Source organism: Luteibacter sp. SG786 (assembly GCF_011759605.1).
Classification (GTDB): domain Bacteria; phylum Pseudomonadota; class Gammaproteobacteria; order Xanthomonadales; family Rhodanobacteraceae; genus Luteibacter.
Window position 1 is genome coordinate 336,577 of sequence record NZ_JAAOYX010000001.1, and the last position, 14,895, is coordinate 351,471.

Here is a 14,895-nt window from a genome sequence, read left to right on the forward strand (position 1 = left end):
ATTCAGGGACGATGGGCGCAGCCCGCTTTCGCGGGCCACGCACGTCAACAACGCTTCTCTGGCGGGCCGATCTATCGGTCTGCCTTTATGTTTCTCAGGAATAGCTTCGCATGACGACAGTCAACCAGTTGGTGCGCAAATCCCGCAGCCCGAAGGCGTACAAGAGCGCCTCGCCGGCCCTGCAGAGCAGCCCGCAGCGCCGCGGGGTGTGCACGCGCGTTTATACGACCACCCCGAAGAAGCCGAACTCGGCCCTGCGTAAGGTTGCCAAGGTGCGCCTGACCAACGGTTTCGAAGTCATCAGCTACATCGGTGGCGAAGGTCACAATCTTCAGGAGCACTCGGTGGTCCTGATCCGCGGCGGTCGCGTCAAGGATCTCCCGGGTGTGCGTTACCACACGGTTCGCGGCAGTCTCGACTGCGCCGGCGTGACCAAGCGTCGCAAGTCGCGCTCGAAGTACGGCGCCAAGCGCCCGAAGAGCTGAGTAAAGGACAAGAATTATGTCGCGTAAAGGTTCCCATCCCGCCCGTGTCGTCCTCCCGGACCCGAAGCACGGAAGCCAGCTGATCGCCCGCTTCATCAACATGGTGATGAAGTCCGGCAAGAAGTCCGTCGCCGAGTCGATCGTCTACGGCGCCCTGCAGCACATCGGTGAAAAGCACGCCGAGCCGGTGCAGCTCGTCGAGAAGGCCCTGGGCAATATCGCTCCGGCCGTCGAGGTGAAGTCCCGCCGCGTCGGCGGTGCCACGTACCAGGTGCCGGTCGAAGTTCGTCCGGGTCGCCGCATGGCCCTCGCCATGCGCTGGGTGATCGACGCAGCGCGCAAGCGCGGCGAGACGTCCATGCCGCGCAAGCTGGCCGCCGAACTCCTGGAAGCCTCGGAATCCCGTGGCGGCGCCGTCAAGAAGCGCGAAGAAACGCACCGCATGGCAGAGGCCAACAAGGCCTTCTCGCATTACCGCTGGTAAATACAGCTTCAGATTGAGGAAAGACCGTGGCACGCACCACTCCCATCGAGCGCTACCGCAACTTCGGCATCATGGCTCACATCGATGCCGGCAAGACCACGACCACGGAGCGCATCCTGTTCTACACCGGTGTCAGTCATAAGATTGGCGAGGTGCACGACGGTGCGGCGACGATGGACTGGATGGAGCAGGAGCAGGAGCGCGGCATCACCATCACTTCCGCCGCCACCACGGCGTTCTGGAAGGGCATGGACCGTTCGCTGCCCGAGCACCGCTTCAACATCATCGATACCCCGGGACACGTCGACTTCACCATCGAAGTGGAGCGTTCGCTCCGCGTGCTCGACGGTGCGGTGTTCGTGCTCTGCGCCGTGGGTGGCGTGCAGCCGCAGTCGGAAACCGTGTGGCGCCAGGCCAACCGGTACAAGGTTCCGCGCCTTGCGTTCGTCAACAAGATGGACCGCACCGGTGCGAACTTCTACAAGGTCGTCGACCAGCTGAAGGCCCGCCTCGCCGCCAATCCGGTGCCGATGCAGGTGCCGATCGGTGCCGAAGACAACTTCGAAGGCGTCGTCGACCTCCTCAAGATGAAGGCCATCAAGTGGGACATGGAGTCCCAGGGCATGAAGTTCGAATACGTCGACATCCCGGCCGAGCTCCAGGCGAAGGCCGAGGAAGGTCGTACGGCCATGATCGAAGCCGCGGCGGAAGCCACGGAAGAGATGATGGACAAGTACCTGGGTGGCGAAGAGCTGACCGAGGCCGAGATCATCGAAGGCCTGCGCCTGCGCACGCTGAAGAGCGAGATCATTCCGGTCTACTGCGGCACCGCGTTCAAGAACAAGGGCGTGCAGGCCATGCTCGACGCGGTCGTGAATCTGCTCCCGTCGCCGATCGACCGTCCGCCGGTCGAGGGCGTGAACGAAGACGAGCAGCCGGATACCCGTCCGGCCAAGGACGACGCTCCGTTCTCGGCGCTCGCGTTCAAGATCATGACCGACCCCTTCGTCGGCGCGCTGACGTTCTTCCGTGTCTACTCGGGCACGCTGAACGCCGGTGACCAGGTGTACAACCCGGTCAAGTCGAAGAAGGAGCGCATCGGCCGCATCCTGCAGATGCACGCCAACGAGCGTCACGAGCTGAAGGAAGTCCGCGCCGGCGATATCGCCGCGGCGGTTGGCCTGAAGGACGTCACGACCGGTGACACGCTGTGCGCGCAGGACCACATCATCACGCTCGAGCGCATGTCGTTCCCCGAGCCGGTGATCTCGATGGCGGTCGAGCCGAAGACCAAGTCGGACCAGGAAAAGATGGGTATCGCCCTCGGCCGTCTGGCCGCGGAAGATCCGTCGTTCCGCGTTCGCACGGACGAAGAGTCGGGCCAGACGATCATCTCGGGCATGGGCGAGCTTCACCTGGACATCCTGGTGGACCGCATGAAGCGCGAGTTCAACGTCGAGGCCAACGTGGGCAAGCCGCAGGTGGCTTACCGCGAAACGATCCAGGCTTCGGACGTCAAGTCGGATTACAAGCACGCCAAGCAGTCGGGCGGTAAGGGTCAGTACGGTCACGTCGTGATCGAAATGTCCCCGATTTCCGATGCCGACCGTGCCGACGAGAAGATCGCAGCGTCCATCAAGGACGACTTCCTCTTCATCAACGACATCACGGGCGGCGTGATTCCGAAGGAATTCATCCCGTCGGTCGAAAAGGGCCTGCGCGAGACGATCACCGCCGGTCCGCTGGCCGGGTTCCCGGTCGTGGGCGTGAAGGTCAAGCTCGTCTTCGGTTCGTACCACGACGTCGACTCGTCGGAAATGGCGTTCAAGCTGGCCGCCTCGATGGCGTTCAAGCAGGGCTTTGCGAAGGCGAACCCGGTGCTGCTCGAGCCGATCATGAAGGTCGAGGTCGTCACGCCGGAAGACTATGTTGGTGACGTCATGGGCGACATCAGCCGTCGTCGCGGCATGCTCACCGGCCAGGAAGAAACGCCGTCGGGCAAGACCGTCAACGCGATGATTCCGCTGGGCGAAATGTTCGGTTACGCGACCTCGCTGCGTTCGCAGACCCAGGGCCGCGCCACGTTCACGATGGAATTCGACCATTACGAGCCGGCACCGAAGAACATCGCCGACGAGGTCATGAAGAAGTCCTGATAAGGGCTTCTTCTTCAACACATAACGTTCTTTTAGAGGTTCAGAGTCATGGCAAAGGGTAAGTTCGAGCGTAACAAGCCGCACGTCAACGTCGGCACCATCGGTCACGTCGATCACGGTAAGACCACGCTGACGGCCGCGCTGACGAAGGTCGGTGCCGAGCGCTTCGGTGGCGAATTCAAGGACTACGGTTCGATCGACGCGGCGCCGGAAGAAAAGGCGCGCGGCATCACGATCTCCACGGCCCACGTGGAATACGAATCGGCCACCCGCCACTACGCCCACGTCGACTGCCCGGGGCACGCCGACTACGTCAAGAACATGATCACCGGTGCCGCCCAAATGGACGGCGCGATCCTGGTGTGCTCGGCCGCTGACGGCCCGATGCCGCAGACCCGCGAGCACATCCTGCTCTCGCGTCAGGTGGGCGTGCCGTACATCGTGGTGTTCCTGAACAAGGCCGACATGGTCGACGACGCCGAGCTCATGGAGCTCGTCGAGATGGAAGTCCGCGAACTGCTGTCGAAGTACGACTTCCCGGGCGACGACACCCCGATCATCAAGGGCTCGGCCCGCCTGGCGCTGGAAGGCGACCAGTCGGAGATCGGCGTGCCGGCGATCATCAACCTCGTCGACGCTCTGGACACCTACATCCCGACGCCGGAACGCGACGTGGACAAGACCTTCCTGATGCCGGTGGAAGACGTGTTCTCGATCTCGGGCCGCGGCACCGTCGTCACGGGCCGTATCGAGCGTGGCGTCATCAAGGTGGGTGACGAAATCGAAGTCGTCGGCATCCGCGACACCCAGAAGACCACGGTCACGGGCGTCGAGATGTTCCGCAAGCTTCTCGACCAGGGTCAGGCGGGCGACAACGCCGGTCTGCTGCTCCGCGGTCTGAAGCGCGACGACGTCCAGCGCGGCCAGGTGCTGGCCAAGCCGGGTTCGATCAAGCCGCACACCCAGTTCGAAGCCGAAGTGTACGTGCTGTCGAAGGACGAGGGCGGCCGTCACACCCCGTTCTTCAACAACTACCGTCCGCAGTTCTACTTCCGCACCACGGACGTCACCGGCGCCGTGAAGCTGCCGGAAGGCGTCGAGATGGTGATGCCGGGCGACAACGTGAAGATGTCGGTCACGCTGATCCACCCGATCGCCATGGACGACGGCCTGCGCTTCGCCATCCGCGAAGGCGGCCGTACCGTCGGCGCCGGCGTGGTGTCGAAGGTCATCGCGTAAGCAACATTCCCTTCGGGGAAATGAAAAGGCGAGGGCGCAAGCCCTCGCCTTTTTTATTTCGCCGCGCAATTGCGAGGACTGCCGCGCCCCGTCAGTCGGCGCCGGCCTTGCGCACCAACGTGTCGAACGCCGCGGCCGTCTGGCCGTCGGTGAAGTCGCAATGACCATCGCCGACAGGGGCAAGCACGGTAAGCCACTTCGCGGCGCCCGCCGCTTTCACCTGAGCAGGGTAGACCCCGTGGAATCGGGATGGGATGGTGGGGTCGAATGCATTCCACTGCATCACGAGCGGGATCTCGATGCGGCCTGTCAAGGTGACGTTGTTCCTGGCGTACTCCGCGGCTTTCGGCGCGGCACCGTAGCGGCGCACATGGCGATTGAATGCCACGTCGTCGCCGAAACCCTTGTAGAACTCCTTGCGATTGTCGACAGGCATCCCGCCTGCACGCGTTTCGATTTCGCGAAATGCCATGTAATACAGTGCCAATGTCGGTAGCGTTTCCGGTTTCTCTTCCAGGCGCCTCGCCAGCACGGCGGTCTCCTTCGGATGCGCTTCCACTGCCTTGGCGATGGCGTCGGGCGAAATCGCCGGCGGGGAATCGGGTGCCGCCACGTCGGGAATGACGCCCGGTATCAGGGCGTCAAATGCCACGAGTGGCGTCACGACGCCGCGAGCCAGGAAGTCCGGGGTGGACACCGTCAGCCCGCAGGTGATCATTGCGCCGCTATAGGCATGCGGATAGCGTTCGATGCTGGCGGCGGCGCTCAATCCTCCCAGCGAAAAGCCGTAGATGTAGGTATGCGGAGGCTGTCCATACGTGCGGACGAAGTGCTGGCGGAGTCTCTCTGTGTCGGCAATGGCGTCGCTTACCGCCCAGCCTTGCGATGCGTACTGGCTCTGTGCGACCGCAAACCCTTTCTTGAGGAACACGGGCGTCGGATCGGCGGCCGTCATCGGCGTAGTAATGGGTGCACCCACGGGCTGGTAGCCATGCATCAGCATGACGAGATCGCCGTTCCAGTTGGCAGGAACATCGATGCGATAGAGGGCGTCCTGCAGCTTCCCGGTATAGGCCCCAGGCTCGGGCTTCGCGGCATGGGTGGGCCAGGCAGTGGCGCTGGCCACGATCGCGGCGAGACAGAGTCCGGTAACGTGGCGCAATGCTTTGAACGTCATTTCACTACTCCAGTGGTCGAAAGGGCGCAGCACCGCCTGCACGGCCACGACGTGGCCGCCGGCGGACACATGCGCAGTCTGGTCGAGGATCAGCTGTCGGGCGGGGAGGCCATGGGCGAGTATCGAACGGCGTTCGCCAGGGTGCCGTCTTCGTCGACGACCAGCATGATCGTCTCGTCGCCGTTCTGGCGATGCACGAGGTAGGTATCCGAGCCGAATTCGTTGACGCCGGTGAACGCGTAGGACCGCACCGGGCCGATGCGGGATAGATATCGTTCGCGCGCCGCCTTTTGCTCCCGACGTTCGCGAGCGAGTTCCGGACTCATTCCGACACTGTTATCGGGATCGCCAAGGAGCAGGCGCAACGCTTTTTCGCTGCCAGGAAATGGCTTCTGTGCCTTGATGCGGGTGGCGAGTGCATCGTCGATCCGCAGGGCGGTTGCGTCATCGATGCGGGGCCGATCGAGTACGACGCGTCCGGCCTGGGTAGCGATCAACCGCACCGCGCGTCCCGACGTATCCGTTACGAAGCGTACGGCTAGTGCGTCGTTTCCTCGCACCGCAAACCGGTCATCGTGGACATGTACCAGTGGGAAGGGGCGCGGCGCGGCCATCTGCCCCGTGATACGGACCGAAAGGGTGCCGTCGGCCTGCGTCACATGGACGAGCGAAATGGGGCTGATCTGGTAGAAGCCGACGTAGCGGTCGAGCAGTCCCCGGTTTGGCGTCGCCATGGATAGCGCGTGCAGGGGGAGGGTGTTCGGCGGCGTCACCTGTGCCGCGAAGACGGCCATCCCGAGCGAAAGACACAGCAATGCCACGGTGGATCCCCGCACCCATTTACCCGGCCTGCGCAGCATCTGGCGAATGCGCAGCTCGAGAAACGAGACCGAGTCGCTCATCGCGGGGAGCCATGGGATGTGTTTCGATCTCTGCTGGCCCACGTGGAGCAGTGTTTCACAGTACGCGGAAACGTCGCATCCGCTGCGAATGACCCGCGCGTCGCAATCCATCTCGATGGCGCGACGCAGTCGGTGAAACTGCCACCAGAGCAACCCGTTCCACGGCATGAGCGTCAGCACAGCCAGTGCGACGGCGATGACGAGAGGGTCGCGGGCTTCCAGGTGCGAGCGTTCGTGCGCCAGTGCGTGGCCCTGTTGCACGGGGCTCATCCCGAGTAGCCACTCGGGCACGACGATGTGCGGGCGAAAGAACCCGATGACCGCCGGCCCTGTATCGCGTGCGACGCACACGCGCTCGCCGTATACCGTAGCGCTGCGCCAGCCCCGTCGGCGCTGCGACGTGACGAGCATGCCCATGGAGAGCGTTACTACCATGAGCGTCGATGCCGCTATCCACAGATCCGCGGCGACGCCGTCGGCGTTGACGGACAGTCCGTACACCGGCACGTCGTCGAGGTGGATTTGCGTAAGCGGCGTCCGGATCGACGTTGCCTCACGCAGCGCCAGCGATGGCCCCGGTCCGGTGCCCGCGAGACCGTCGGGAAGCCGTATCGATGCGCCGGCAACGAGGACCGGCAGTGCCAGCGAGCCGAGCATGGACACAAGCCACGCCCACCTCGTTGGCGCGCCGCGGCCTTTGGCGGCCCGTTCGGCCATGAACGCGGCGGCAGCCAGCGCAAGCCCTACCAACAGGGCGTAGAGCATCCAGGCGATCACGCGATTTCATCCTTGCCGGAACGCGGACCAGGTGTCGCCGGCCGAGGCGAACCTGCTTCGGGAAAGGCCTCGGGGTTTATGCACGACACGTGTGCGACGTTCGCTTTTCGATCGGTCGGTGAGATCGTCATGCCCGGGCCTCTTACTACTACTATGAGTATAGTAGTTACCCGGCTGGCGGCCGTAAGTCAACTATGCAAATAGTAGATGGATCTGTTCGCTCAGAGACTTCCATTCTCTCGCCGCCGCCGCTATACTCCGCTGGCTAAGACTCCCGGGTGCCGCAAAAACGCCCCGGACCACGCGAAATGAGGCGCAAGGAATGTGCTTCGAGTTCGCAGGCAAGAATGCCGAATAGGGTACCGACGGGCCGCGGGGCGCAAGCTCTGTTGACCCATGTTGTTGCGTATTCTATACTTTTCTGTCTAGGCAGGCCGTTTTTGCGGCCTGCCTGACTTTTTCGGGTCGTTCCGGGTGGCGTCTTGCCGCTCCAGAGCGGCCCGTTGCAGTACCCGTAGTTAGCAATCTGGGTTGTGCGGGGTGGCGAGAAGCCCCTCCGAATCACAAGAACGTTCTTTCGATAACAGGACACGGTTTTATGGCGAACCAAAAGATTCGCATCCGGCTCAAGGCGTTCGATCATCGTCTGATCGACCGTTCGGCCAGCGAAATCGTCGAGACGGCCAAGCGCACCGGCGCTACGGTCCTCGGCCCGATCCCGCTGCCGACCAAGATCGAGCGCTACACCATTCTGGTGTCGCCGCACGTCGACAAAGATGCCCGCGACCAGTACGAGACCCGTACCCACAAGCGCGTTCTGGACATCGTCGACCCCAACGACAAGACCGTGGACGCGCTCATGAAGCTCGATCTCGCCGCCGGCGTCGACGTGCAGATCAAGCTCGGTTGAGCGGACTAAAGGATACGAAGATGAGTATCGGACTGGTTGGCCGCAAGTGCGGCATGAGCCGGCTCTTCACCGAAGACGGCCGCTCGATTCCGGTGACGCTGATTGAAGCGACCCCGAATCGCGTGACGCAGGTGAAGACCGAAGAAAACGACGGCTACAGCGCGGTGCAGGTCACGGCTGGCGCGAAGCGCGCCTCGCTGCTGACGGCCCCCGCGAAGGGCCACTACGCGAAGGCCAAGGTTGAGCCGGGTCGCGGCCTGTGGGAGTTCCGCCTCAACGCGGACGACGCAGGCAAGTACGAAGTTGGCGCCGAGATCACCGCCGAAGCCGTGTTCACCGTCGGTCAGACGGTCGACGTCGCCGGCGTGTCGAAGGGCAAGGGCTTCCAGGGCACCATCAAGCGTCACCATTTCAAGATGGGCGACGCCACGCACGGTAACTCGCTGTCGCATCGCGCCCCGGGCTCGATCGGCCAGCGCCAGACGCCGGGCCGCGTGTTCCCTGGCAAGAAGATGGCGGGCCACATGGGTGCGGTCAATCGCACCGTGCAGGGCCTGGAAGTGGTCAAGGTCGACGCCGAGCGTCATCTGATCGCGGTCAAGGGCGCAGTCCCTGGCGCGACCGGTGGCGACGTCGTGATCCGTCCGACGACCAAAGGTTGAGGAGAGACGCCATGGAACTTAACGTTATTGGCGCCAAGTCGCTCACCGTGTCGGACGACGTGTTCGGCGGCGAGTACAAGAAGGCCCTCGTGCACCAGGTTGTTACCGCCTACCAGGCGGGCGGCCGTGCAGGCACCAAGGCGCAGCTGTCGCGCGGTGAACTGTCGGGTACCACGAAGAAGTTCAAGAAGCAGAAGGGCGGCGGCGCCCGTCACGGCGACTACCGTGCCCCGATCTTCGTCGGCGGCGGTGTGACGTTCGCGGCCAAGCCGCGCAGCTTCGAGCAGAAGGTCAACCGCAAGGCCTACCGCGTTGCGATCCGTTCGATCATCGCCGAGCTGAACCGTCAGGATCGCCTGAAGGTCGTCTCCGAGCTGTCGATCGACAAGCCCAGCACCAAGGGCATGATCGCCAAGCTGGCCGAGCTCGAAGTCAAGGGTCGTGTGCTGCTGGTGTCGGAAGACTCCACCGAGGCGCTCTACCTGTCCGCACGCAACATTCCGTACATCCACGTCGTCGACGTGCTGGCCCTCAATCCGGTCAGCCTGGTCGGCAGCGACTACGTCGTCATGACGGTGGACGCGGTCAAGAAGGTCGAGGAGTGGCTCGCATGAGCACCGAACGCACGCTCAACACGCTTCGCGCGCCGCACATCTCCGAGAAGTCGGCTCGCCTTGCTGAGAACAACCAGTACGTTTTCGTCGTGGCGCCCGAGGCGACCAAGGCCGATGTCCGCGCTGCGGTGGAACACCTCTTCGACGTCAAGGTCGTGGACGTGAACCTCGTGAACACGAAGGGCAAGGTCAAGTCGTTCCGCTTCCGCACTGGCAACCGCCAGGGCAAGCGTAAGGCCTACGTGCGCCTCGCCGACGGTCACACGATCGACGTGTCGGCCAAGGCCTGAGCCAGGAGTTGAATTGAGATGGCACTGATCACTCACAAGCCGACCTCCCCGGGCCGCCGCGACGCAGTCAGCGTGCGGACCGAAGGTCTGCACAAGGGCGCACCGTACGCGCCCCTGACCGAATCGCAGGCGAAGACCGGCGGCCGTAACCACTTCGGTCGCATCACCACGCGTCATCGCGGCGGCGGTCACAAGCAGGCTTACCGCATCATCGATTTCAAGCGCGACAAGGAAGGCATCGCCGCCGTTGTCGAGCGTCTGGAATACGATCCGAACCGCACCGCGCACATCGCGCTGCTGTGCTACGCCGACGGCGAGCGCCGCTACATCATCGCGCCGAAGGGCGTGGCGGTGGGCGACCGTCTCGTGTCGGGTTCCGACTCCCCGATCAAGCCGGGCAACTGCCTGCCGCTTCGTTCGATCCCGGTCGGTTCCACCATCCACTGCATCGAGATGAAGCCGGGCAAGGGTGCGCAGATCGCGCGTTCCGCCGGTGCCTCGGTCCAACTGGTGGCCCGCGAGCAGGGCTACGCCACGCTGCGTCTCCGCTCCGGCGAAATGCGCCGCGTGCCGGTCGAGTGCCGCGCCACCATCGGTGAAGTGGGCAACTCCGAGCACAGCCTGCGCAAGCTCGGCAAGGCCGGCGCCAAGCGTTGGAAGGGCATCCGCCCGACCGTCCGCGGCGTGGTCATGAACCCGGTCGACCATCCGCATGGCGGTGGTGAAGGCCGTACCTCCGGCGGCCGTCATCCGGTCAGCCCGTGGGGCACGCCGACCAAGGGTTACAAGACGCGCAACAACAAGCGCACCCAGCAGTTCATCGTGCGTCGTCGCAAGTAATAGGAAACGATCATGCCGCGCTCTCTAAAGAAAGGTCCGTTCGTTGACCTGCACCTCGTAAAGAAGGTGGAAGCCGCCGTTTCCGCCAACAACAAGCGTCCGATCAAGACCTGGTCGCGTCGCTCGATGATCCTGCCGGAGATGGTCGGTCTGACCATCGCCATCCACAACGGCCGCCAGCACGTGCCTGTGTTGATCAACGAGAACATGGTCGGGCACAAGCTCGGCGAGTTCGCGGTGACCCGCACGTACAAGGGCCACGCCGGCGACAAGAAGGGCAAGTGATGAGCACCGAAGCCAAAGCGATCCTGCGCAGCGCCCGCATCTCGGCGCAGAAGGCACGCCTGGTGGCTGACCTGGTCCGCGGCATGCCCGTGGGCCGAGCCAGCGACGTGCTCGCCTTTACCAACAAGAAGGCCGCGCACCTTGTCCGCAAGGTGCTGCTCTCCGCCGTCGCCAACGCCGAGAACAACCTCGGCGCCGACGTCGACGAGCTCAAGGTGGCCCGCATCTTCGTCGACGAAGGTCCGGCGATGAAGCGCATGTACGCCCGCGCCAAAGGCCGCGGCTCGCGCATCCTGAAGCGCACCAGCCACATCACTGTGGTTGTCGGCAACTGACTGGGGTAAGAAACGATGGGTCATAAAGTTCATCCCACCGGTATCCGCCTCGGCATTGCCAAGGACTGGAACTCGAAGTGGTACGCCAACAAGGGTGAGTACGCCCAGTACCTCGCTGCCGACCTCAAGGTCCGCGAGATGCTGCGCAAGAAGCTCGCCGCCGCCGGTATCTCGAAGATCCAGATCGAGCGCCCGGCCAAGACCGCCCGTGTCACGATCCACACCGCCCGTCCGGGCGTGGTGATCGGCAAGAAGGGTGAGGACATCGAGAAGCTGCGCAAGGAAGTCACCGACATGATGGGCGTTCCGACGCACATCAACGTCAGCGAAGTCCGCAAGCCGGAACTCGACGCCCAGCTCGTCGCCGAATCGATCGCCCAGCAGCTCGAGCGTCGCATCATGTTCCGCCGCGCCATGAAGCGCTCGGTCGGCAACGCGATGCGCCTCGGTGCCCTCGGCATCAAGATCAACGTCTCCGGCCGTCTGAACGGTGCCGAGATCGCGCGCTCCGAGTGGGCTCGCGAAGGTCGCGTTCCGCTGCACACGCTGCGTGCGGACATCGACTACGGCACCGCCGAGGCCAAGACCCAGTACGGCATCATCGGTGTCAAGGTGTGGGTCTACAAGGGCGAGATCTTCGATCTGGCGGCCGCCACGGCCGAGTCGAAGGAAGAACAGCAGCCTCAGCAGTCGTCGCGTCGCGAAGGTGGTGAAAACCGCCGTGAGCGCGGCGAGCGCTCTGCCAAGTAAGGAGCGTTGCCATGTTGCAACCGAAGCGTACCAAGTTCCGTAAGATGCATAAGGGCCGTAACGACGGTCTGGCATTCAACTCCAATCTCGTGAGCTTTGGCGAGTACGGCCTCAAGGCGACGACGCACGGTCAGCTGACCGCGCGTCAGATCGAAGCGGCCCGTCGTTGCATCACGCGCTACGTGAAGCGTGGCGGCAAGCTCTGGATCCGCGTGTTCCCGGACAAGCCGATCACCCGCAAGCCCATCGAAGTCCGCATGGGTGCCGGTAAGGGTGGCGTCGAGTTCTGGGTGGCTCTGATCCAGCCGGGCCGCATGCTTTATGAAATCGAAGGTGTCGACGAGGCAACCGCACGCGAGGCCATGCGCCTGGCCGCGGCCAAGCTCTCGGTCCAGACCCAGTTCGTGTCCAGGGCGGTGATGTAATGGCCATCAAAGAAATCAAAGACAAGTCGGCGGAAGAGCTGAATCAGCATCTGCTGGACCTTCGCAAGGAGCAGTTCAATCTGCGCATGCAGAAGGGCTCCGGCCAGCTCACCCAGCCGCACCAGCTGCGCCGCGTTCGGCGCGACATCGCCCGCACGAAGTTCGTGCTCGGCGCGAAGAAGTAAGGGACGGCTGATATGAGCGATAACCAGAAAACGGCGCGTACCCTCGAAGGCCGCGTCATCAGCAACAAGATGGCCAACACGGTCACGGTGCTGATCGAGCGCCAGGTGCAGCACCCGCTGCTCGGCAAGATCATCCGCCGCTCCACGAAGCTCCACGCACACGACGAAACCGGTGCGAACGAGGGTGACGTGGTCCGCATCGCGGAGTGCCGCCCGCTGTCGAAGACCAAGCATCACCGCGTGGTCGAAATCGTCACGCGCGCTGAAGTTTAAGGAGAGCTGCGATGATTCAGATGCAAAGCACGCTTTCCGCGGCGGACAACAGCGGCGCGAAGGAACTGATGTGCATCAAGGTGCTGGGCGGCTCGAAGCGCCGTTATGCCAGCGTCGGCGATGTCATCAAGGTGACCGTCAAGGACGCCATTCCCCGCGGCAAGGTCAAGAAGGGTGAGGTGTACAACGCCGTGGTGGTCCGTACCGCCAAGGGTGTGCGCCGCGCCGACGGTTCGCTGATCCGTTTCGACGGAAACGCGGCCGTGCTCCTCAACAACAAGCTCGAGCCGATCGGCACCCGTATCTTCGGGCCGGTTACCCGCGAGCTGCGCAGCGAGAAGTTCATGAAGATCGTCTCGCTCGCGCCCGAAGTGCTCTGAGCGGAGGCCAGACCATGAACCGTATCCGCAAGGGTGATAACGTCGTCGTCATCACCGGCAAGAACAAGGGCCAGCGCGGCGACGTGCTGCGCGTCGATGGCGACCGCGTGGTCGTCTCGAACGTGAACCTGGTCAAGCGCCACACCAAGCCGAACCCCCAGGCCAACCAGCCGGGCGGGATCGTCGAGCGTGAGGCCTCGATCCATATCTCCAATGTCCAGCTCTTCAACTCCGCCTCGAACAAGGGCGAGCGCGTGGGCACCAAGACGCTCGAGGACGGGCGCAAGGTGCGCGTGTTCCGTTCGGGCGAAGTGGTCGACGCGTAAGGAACCGAAGTCATGACCCGCCTTGAAACGTTTTACAAAGAGTCGGTAATGAAGAAGCTCACTGAGCGCTTCGGTTACCAGAACGTCATGGAAGTTCCGCGCATCACGAAGATCACGCTCAACATGGGCGTCGGCGAAGCCGCCGGTAACAAGAAGATCCTCGAGAACGCGGTCGCCGACATGACCAAGATCGCCGGCCAGAAGCCGATCACGACGAAGGCCCGCGTGTCGGTCGCTTCGTTCAAGATCCGCGACGGTTGGCCGATCGGTTGCAAGGTCACGCTTCGTCGTGCCCAGATGTGGGAATTCCTGGACCGCCTGATCAACATCTCGCTGCCGCGTACGCGCGACTTCCGTGGTGTCTCGGGCCGTGCCTTCGATGGCCGTGGTAATTACAACTTCGGCATCAAGGAACAGATCATCTTCCCGGAAATCGACTTCGATCAGGTCGACGCGCTGCGTGGCATGGATATCTCCATCACCACCACCGCCAAGACCGACGAAGAAGCCAAGGCGCTGCTGGAAGCCTTCAGCTTCCCGTTCCGCAACTGATAGGTAGAACATGGCCAAGACCTCGATGATCGAGCGCGACCTCAAGCGCTCCAAGCTCGTCAAGAAGTACGCCGCCAAGCGCGCCGAACTGAAGGCGATCGTCCTGAGCGCCACCGCCTCGTACGACGAGAAGATGGAAGCCCAGACCAAGCTGCAGAAGCTTCCGCGCGATGCCAGCCCGGCCCGCCAGCGTAACCGCTGCGCCCTGACTGGCCGCCCGCGTGGCGTCTACAGCAAGTTCGGCCTGGGTCGCAACAAGCTCCGCGAAGCCACCATGCGTGGCGACGTGCCGGGCCTGCGCAAGGCTAGCTGGTAAAAAACTCGCCAACGGCGGGTCAAGCTGTTATAGTCGTCGGTCTGCGCAATGCAGACCGACGATTGTCGGCTTTACAATTCAAGATTTCCGGTAATTCGGATATCGGTGCACTCTCAAGGGTTTTCTTATGAGCATGACTGATCCCATCGCCGATCTGTTTACGCGCATCCGCAATGGCCAGGCGTCTGGCAAGCCGGTTGTCCGTATGCCGTCGTCGAAGATGAAGCTGGCAGTTGCCAAGCTTCTGCAGAACGAAGGCTATATCCTCGACGCCCGTACCGCTGACGAAGCGGGTAAGCCGGTCCTCGAGATCAAGCTGAAGTATTTCGAAGGCCGTCCGGCCATCGAGACCATCTCCCGTGTCAGCCGTTCCGGTCTCCGCGTTTACCGCGGCAAGGACGAGCTGCCGAAGGTCCTTGGCGGCCTGGGTATTTCGATCATCTCGACTTCCGCCGGTCTCCTGACCGACGCGCAGGCCCGTGCGAAGGGTCTGGGCGGCGAAGTCATCGGCCAGGTGGCGTAAGGAGTCCCG

The 14,895-nt window shown here is 63.3% G+C and carries 22 protein-coding genes; 20 read left to right on the plus strand and 2 right to left on the minus strand.

All coding sequences use genetic code 11. The features are described 5' to 3' along the window. Positions 1-110: 110 nt before the first annotated feature. From rpsL to tuf, 4 genes are read left to right on the plus strand one after another with little or no spacing between them, the layout of a single operon-like run. Positions 111-485: a 30S ribosomal protein S12 gene (rpsL, locus tag FHS47_RS01435; RefSeq protein WP_036115505.1), complete on the plus strand. Its 375-nt coding sequence runs from the start codon at positions 111-113 to the stop codon at positions 483-485. 16 nt (positions 486-501) lie between these two features. Beyond that, the gene (gene rpsG / locus FHS47_RS01440; RefSeq protein ID WP_036115503.1) at positions 502-969 is read left to right on the plus strand and encodes a 30S ribosomal protein S7; all 468 of its coding nucleotides are present in this window, start codon (positions 502-504) and stop codon (positions 967-969) included. Positions 970-995: 26 nt separating this feature from the next. Further along, the gene (gene fusA, locus FHS47_RS01445) at positions 996-3,125 is read left to right on the plus strand and encodes an elongation factor G (protein WP_167022086.1); all 2,130 of its coding nucleotides are present in this window, start codon (positions 996-998) and stop codon (positions 3,123-3,125) included. Positions 3,126-3,173: 48 nt separating this feature from the next. Beyond that, positions 3,174-4,364: an elongation factor Tu gene (gene tuf, locus FHS47_RS01450; RefSeq protein ID WP_167022088.1), complete on the plus strand. Its 1,191-nt coding sequence runs from the start codon at positions 3,174-3,176 to the stop codon at positions 4,362-4,364. 91 nt (positions 4,365-4,455) lie between these two features. Here tuf and FHS47_RS01455 read toward each other — a convergent pair whose 3' ends face one another. Beyond that, positions 4,456-5,541 (minus strand): DUF6351 family protein, encoded by a 1,086-nt coding sequence (locus tag FHS47_RS01455; protein WP_167022090.1) that lies wholly within the window; start codon positions 5,539-5,541, stop codon positions 4,456-4,458. An 89-nt stretch (positions 5,542-5,630) separates the two neighbouring features. Then, entirely contained in the window at positions 5,631-7,220 is a 1,590-nt protein-coding gene (locus FHS47_RS01460; protein ID WP_167022092.1) for a M56 family metallopeptidase, read from the minus strand. A gap of 598 nt (positions 7,221-7,818) precedes the next feature. Here FHS47_RS01460 and rpsJ point away from each other — a divergent pair. From rpsJ to rpsH, 16 genes are all read left to right on the plus strand, one after another. Further along, the gene (gene rpsJ, locus FHS47_RS01465; protein WP_014402136.1) at positions 7,819-8,130 is read left to right on the plus strand and encodes a 30S ribosomal protein S10; all 312 of its coding nucleotides are present in this window, start codon (positions 7,819-7,821) and stop codon (positions 8,128-8,130) included. A gap of 20 nt (positions 8,131-8,150) precedes the next feature. After that, positions 8,151-8,792 carry a 50S ribosomal protein L3 gene (gene rplC, locus FHS47_RS01470; protein WP_072322771.1) on the plus strand — a complete coding sequence of 214 codons (642 nt, stop codon included), beginning with the start codon at positions 8,151-8,153 and terminating at the stop codon, positions 8,790-8,792. Between the two features lie 11 nt (positions 8,793-8,803). Next, positions 8,804-9,406, plus strand: a complete 603-nt coding sequence (rplD, locus tag FHS47_RS01475) for a 50S ribosomal protein L4 (protein WP_167022094.1) — start codon at positions 8,804-8,806, stop codon at positions 9,404-9,406. After that, positions 9,403-9,696, plus strand: a complete 294-nt coding sequence (rplW, locus tag FHS47_RS01480; protein WP_046967254.1) for a 50S ribosomal protein L23 — start codon at positions 9,403-9,405, stop codon at positions 9,694-9,696. Before rplD ends, rplW begins: the two co-directional genes overlap by 4 nt. Positions 9,697-9,714: 18 nt before the next feature. Beyond that, on the plus strand, positions 9,715-10,536 hold the full coding sequence (rplB, locus tag FHS47_RS01485; protein WP_166699378.1) for a 50S ribosomal protein L2: 822 nt from the start codon (positions 9,715-9,717) through the stop codon (positions 10,534-10,536). Positions 10,537-10,548: 12 nt separating this feature from the next. Further along, positions 10,549-10,821: a 30S ribosomal protein S19 gene (gene rpsS / locus FHS47_RS01490; protein WP_029213892.1), complete on the plus strand. Its 273-nt coding sequence runs from the start codon at positions 10,549-10,551 to the stop codon at positions 10,819-10,821. Then, positions 10,821-11,156 (plus strand): 50S ribosomal protein L22, encoded by a 336-nt coding sequence (rplV, locus tag FHS47_RS01495; protein WP_029213891.1) that lies wholly within the window; start codon positions 10,821-10,823, stop codon positions 11,154-11,156. Before rpsS ends, rplV begins: the two co-directional genes overlap by 1 nt. 15 nt (positions 11,157-11,171) lie before the next feature. Beyond that, positions 11,172-11,906 carry a 30S ribosomal protein S3 gene (rpsC, locus tag FHS47_RS01500; RefSeq protein ID WP_166699377.1) on the plus strand — a complete coding sequence of 245 codons (735 nt, stop codon included), beginning with the start codon at positions 11,172-11,174 and terminating at the stop codon, positions 11,904-11,906. Between the two features lie 11 nt (positions 11,907-11,917). After that, positions 11,918-12,331 (plus strand): 50S ribosomal protein L16, encoded by a 414-nt coding sequence (rplP, locus tag FHS47_RS01505; protein WP_167022096.1) that lies wholly within the window; start codon positions 11,918-11,920, stop codon positions 12,329-12,331. Next, positions 12,331-12,516, plus strand: coding sequence for a 50S ribosomal protein L29 (gene rpmC, locus FHS47_RS01510; RefSeq protein WP_167022098.1), 186 nt, complete (start codon positions 12,331-12,333; stop codon positions 12,514-12,516). Before rplP ends, rpmC begins: the two co-directional genes overlap by 1 nt. Before the next feature lie 12 nt (positions 12,517-12,528). Then, positions 12,529-12,789: a 30S ribosomal protein S17 gene (rpsQ, locus tag FHS47_RS01515; RefSeq protein WP_166699374.1), complete on the plus strand. Its 261-nt coding sequence runs from the start codon at positions 12,529-12,531 to the stop codon at positions 12,787-12,789. Between the two features lie 11 nt (positions 12,790-12,800). Next, positions 12,801-13,169, plus strand: coding sequence for a 50S ribosomal protein L14 (gene rplN, locus FHS47_RS01520; RefSeq protein WP_072322777.1), 369 nt, complete (start codon positions 12,801-12,803; stop codon positions 13,167-13,169). A gap of 14 nt (positions 13,170-13,183) precedes the next feature. Next, positions 13,184-13,495 carry a 50S ribosomal protein L24 gene (gene rplX, locus FHS47_RS01525; RefSeq protein WP_072322778.1) on the plus strand — a complete coding sequence of 104 codons (312 nt, stop codon included), beginning with the start codon at positions 13,184-13,186 and terminating at the stop codon, positions 13,493-13,495. A 12-nt stretch (positions 13,496-13,507) separates the two neighbouring features. Then, on the plus strand, positions 13,508-14,047 hold the full coding sequence (gene rplE / locus FHS47_RS01530) for a 50S ribosomal protein L5 (protein WP_167022100.1): 540 nt from the start codon (positions 13,508-13,510) through the stop codon (positions 14,045-14,047). Between the two features lie 10 nt (positions 14,048-14,057). After that, positions 14,058-14,363: a 30S ribosomal protein S14 gene (gene rpsN / locus FHS47_RS01535; RefSeq protein ID WP_167022102.1), complete on the plus strand. Its 306-nt coding sequence runs from the start codon at positions 14,058-14,060 to the stop codon at positions 14,361-14,363. 127 nt (positions 14,364-14,490) lie between these two features. Beyond that, positions 14,491-14,886 (plus strand): 30S ribosomal protein S8, encoded by a 396-nt coding sequence (gene rpsH / locus FHS47_RS01540; RefSeq protein WP_167022104.1) that lies wholly within the window; start codon positions 14,491-14,493, stop codon positions 14,884-14,886. Positions 14,887-14,895 lie beyond the last annotated feature (9 nt).

Coding starts and splice junctions, on each gene's coding strand:
- rpsH (WP_167022104.1), top strand. CDS start 14,491: ATGAGCATGACTGATCCCATCGCCGATCTGTTTACGCGCATCCGCAAT.
- rpsL (WP_036115505.1), top strand. CDS start 111: ATGACGACAGTCAACCAGTTGGTGCGCAAATCCCGCAGCCCGAAGGCG.
- rplB (WP_166699378.1), top strand. CDS start 9,715: ATGGCACTGATCACTCACAAGCCGACCTCCCCGGGCCGCCGCGACGCA.
- tuf (WP_167022088.1), top strand. CDS start 3,174: ATGGCAAAGGGTAAGTTCGAGCGTAACAAGCCGCACGTCAACGTCGGC.
- rpmC (WP_167022098.1), top strand. CDS start 12,331: ATGGCCATCAAAGAAATCAAAGACAAGTCGGCGGAAGAGCTGAATCAG.
- rpsQ (WP_166699374.1), top strand. CDS start 12,529: ATGAGCGATAACCAGAAAACGGCGCGTACCCTCGAAGGCCGCGTCATC.
- rplN (WP_072322777.1), top strand. CDS start 12,801: ATGATTCAGATGCAAAGCACGCTTTCCGCGGCGGACAACAGCGGCGCG.
- rplD (WP_167022094.1), top strand. CDS start 8,804: ATGGAACTTAACGTTATTGGCGCCAAGTCGCTCACCGTGTCGGACGAC.
- rplV (WP_029213891.1), top strand. CDS start 10,821: ATGAGCACCGAAGCCAAAGCGATCCTGCGCAGCGCCCGCATCTCGGCG.
- FHS47_RS01455 (WP_167022090.1), bottom strand. CDS start 5,541: ATGACGTTCAAAGCATTGCGCCACGTTACCGGACTCTGTCTCGCCGCG.
- rplX (WP_072322778.1), top strand. CDS start 13,184: ATGAACCGTATCCGCAAGGGTGATAACGTCGTCGTCATCACCGGCAAG.
- rplC (WP_072322771.1), top strand. CDS start 8,151: ATGAGTATCGGACTGGTTGGCCGCAAGTGCGGCATGAGCCGGCTCTTC.
- rplE (WP_167022100.1), top strand. CDS start 13,508: ATGACCCGCCTTGAAACGTTTTACAAAGAGTCGGTAATGAAGAAGCTC.
- rpsS (WP_029213892.1), top strand. CDS start 10,549: ATGCCGCGCTCTCTAAAGAAAGGTCCGTTCGTTGACCTGCACCTCGTA.
- rpsJ (WP_014402136.1), top strand. CDS start 7,819: ATGGCGAACCAAAAGATTCGCATCCGGCTCAAGGCGTTCGATCATCGT.
- rplP (WP_167022096.1), top strand. CDS start 11,918: ATGTTGCAACCGAAGCGTACCAAGTTCCGTAAGATGCATAAGGGCCGT.
- rpsN (WP_167022102.1), top strand. CDS start 14,058: ATGGCCAAGACCTCGATGATCGAGCGCGACCTCAAGCGCTCCAAGCTC.
- rpsG (WP_036115503.1), top strand. CDS start 502: ATGTCGCGTAAAGGTTCCCATCCCGCCCGTGTCGTCCTCCCGGACCCG.
- rplW (WP_046967254.1), top strand. CDS start 9,403: ATGAGCACCGAACGCACGCTCAACACGCTTCGCGCGCCGCACATCTCC.
- rpsC (WP_166699377.1), top strand. CDS start 11,172: ATGGGTCATAAAGTTCATCCCACCGGTATCCGCCTCGGCATTGCCAAG.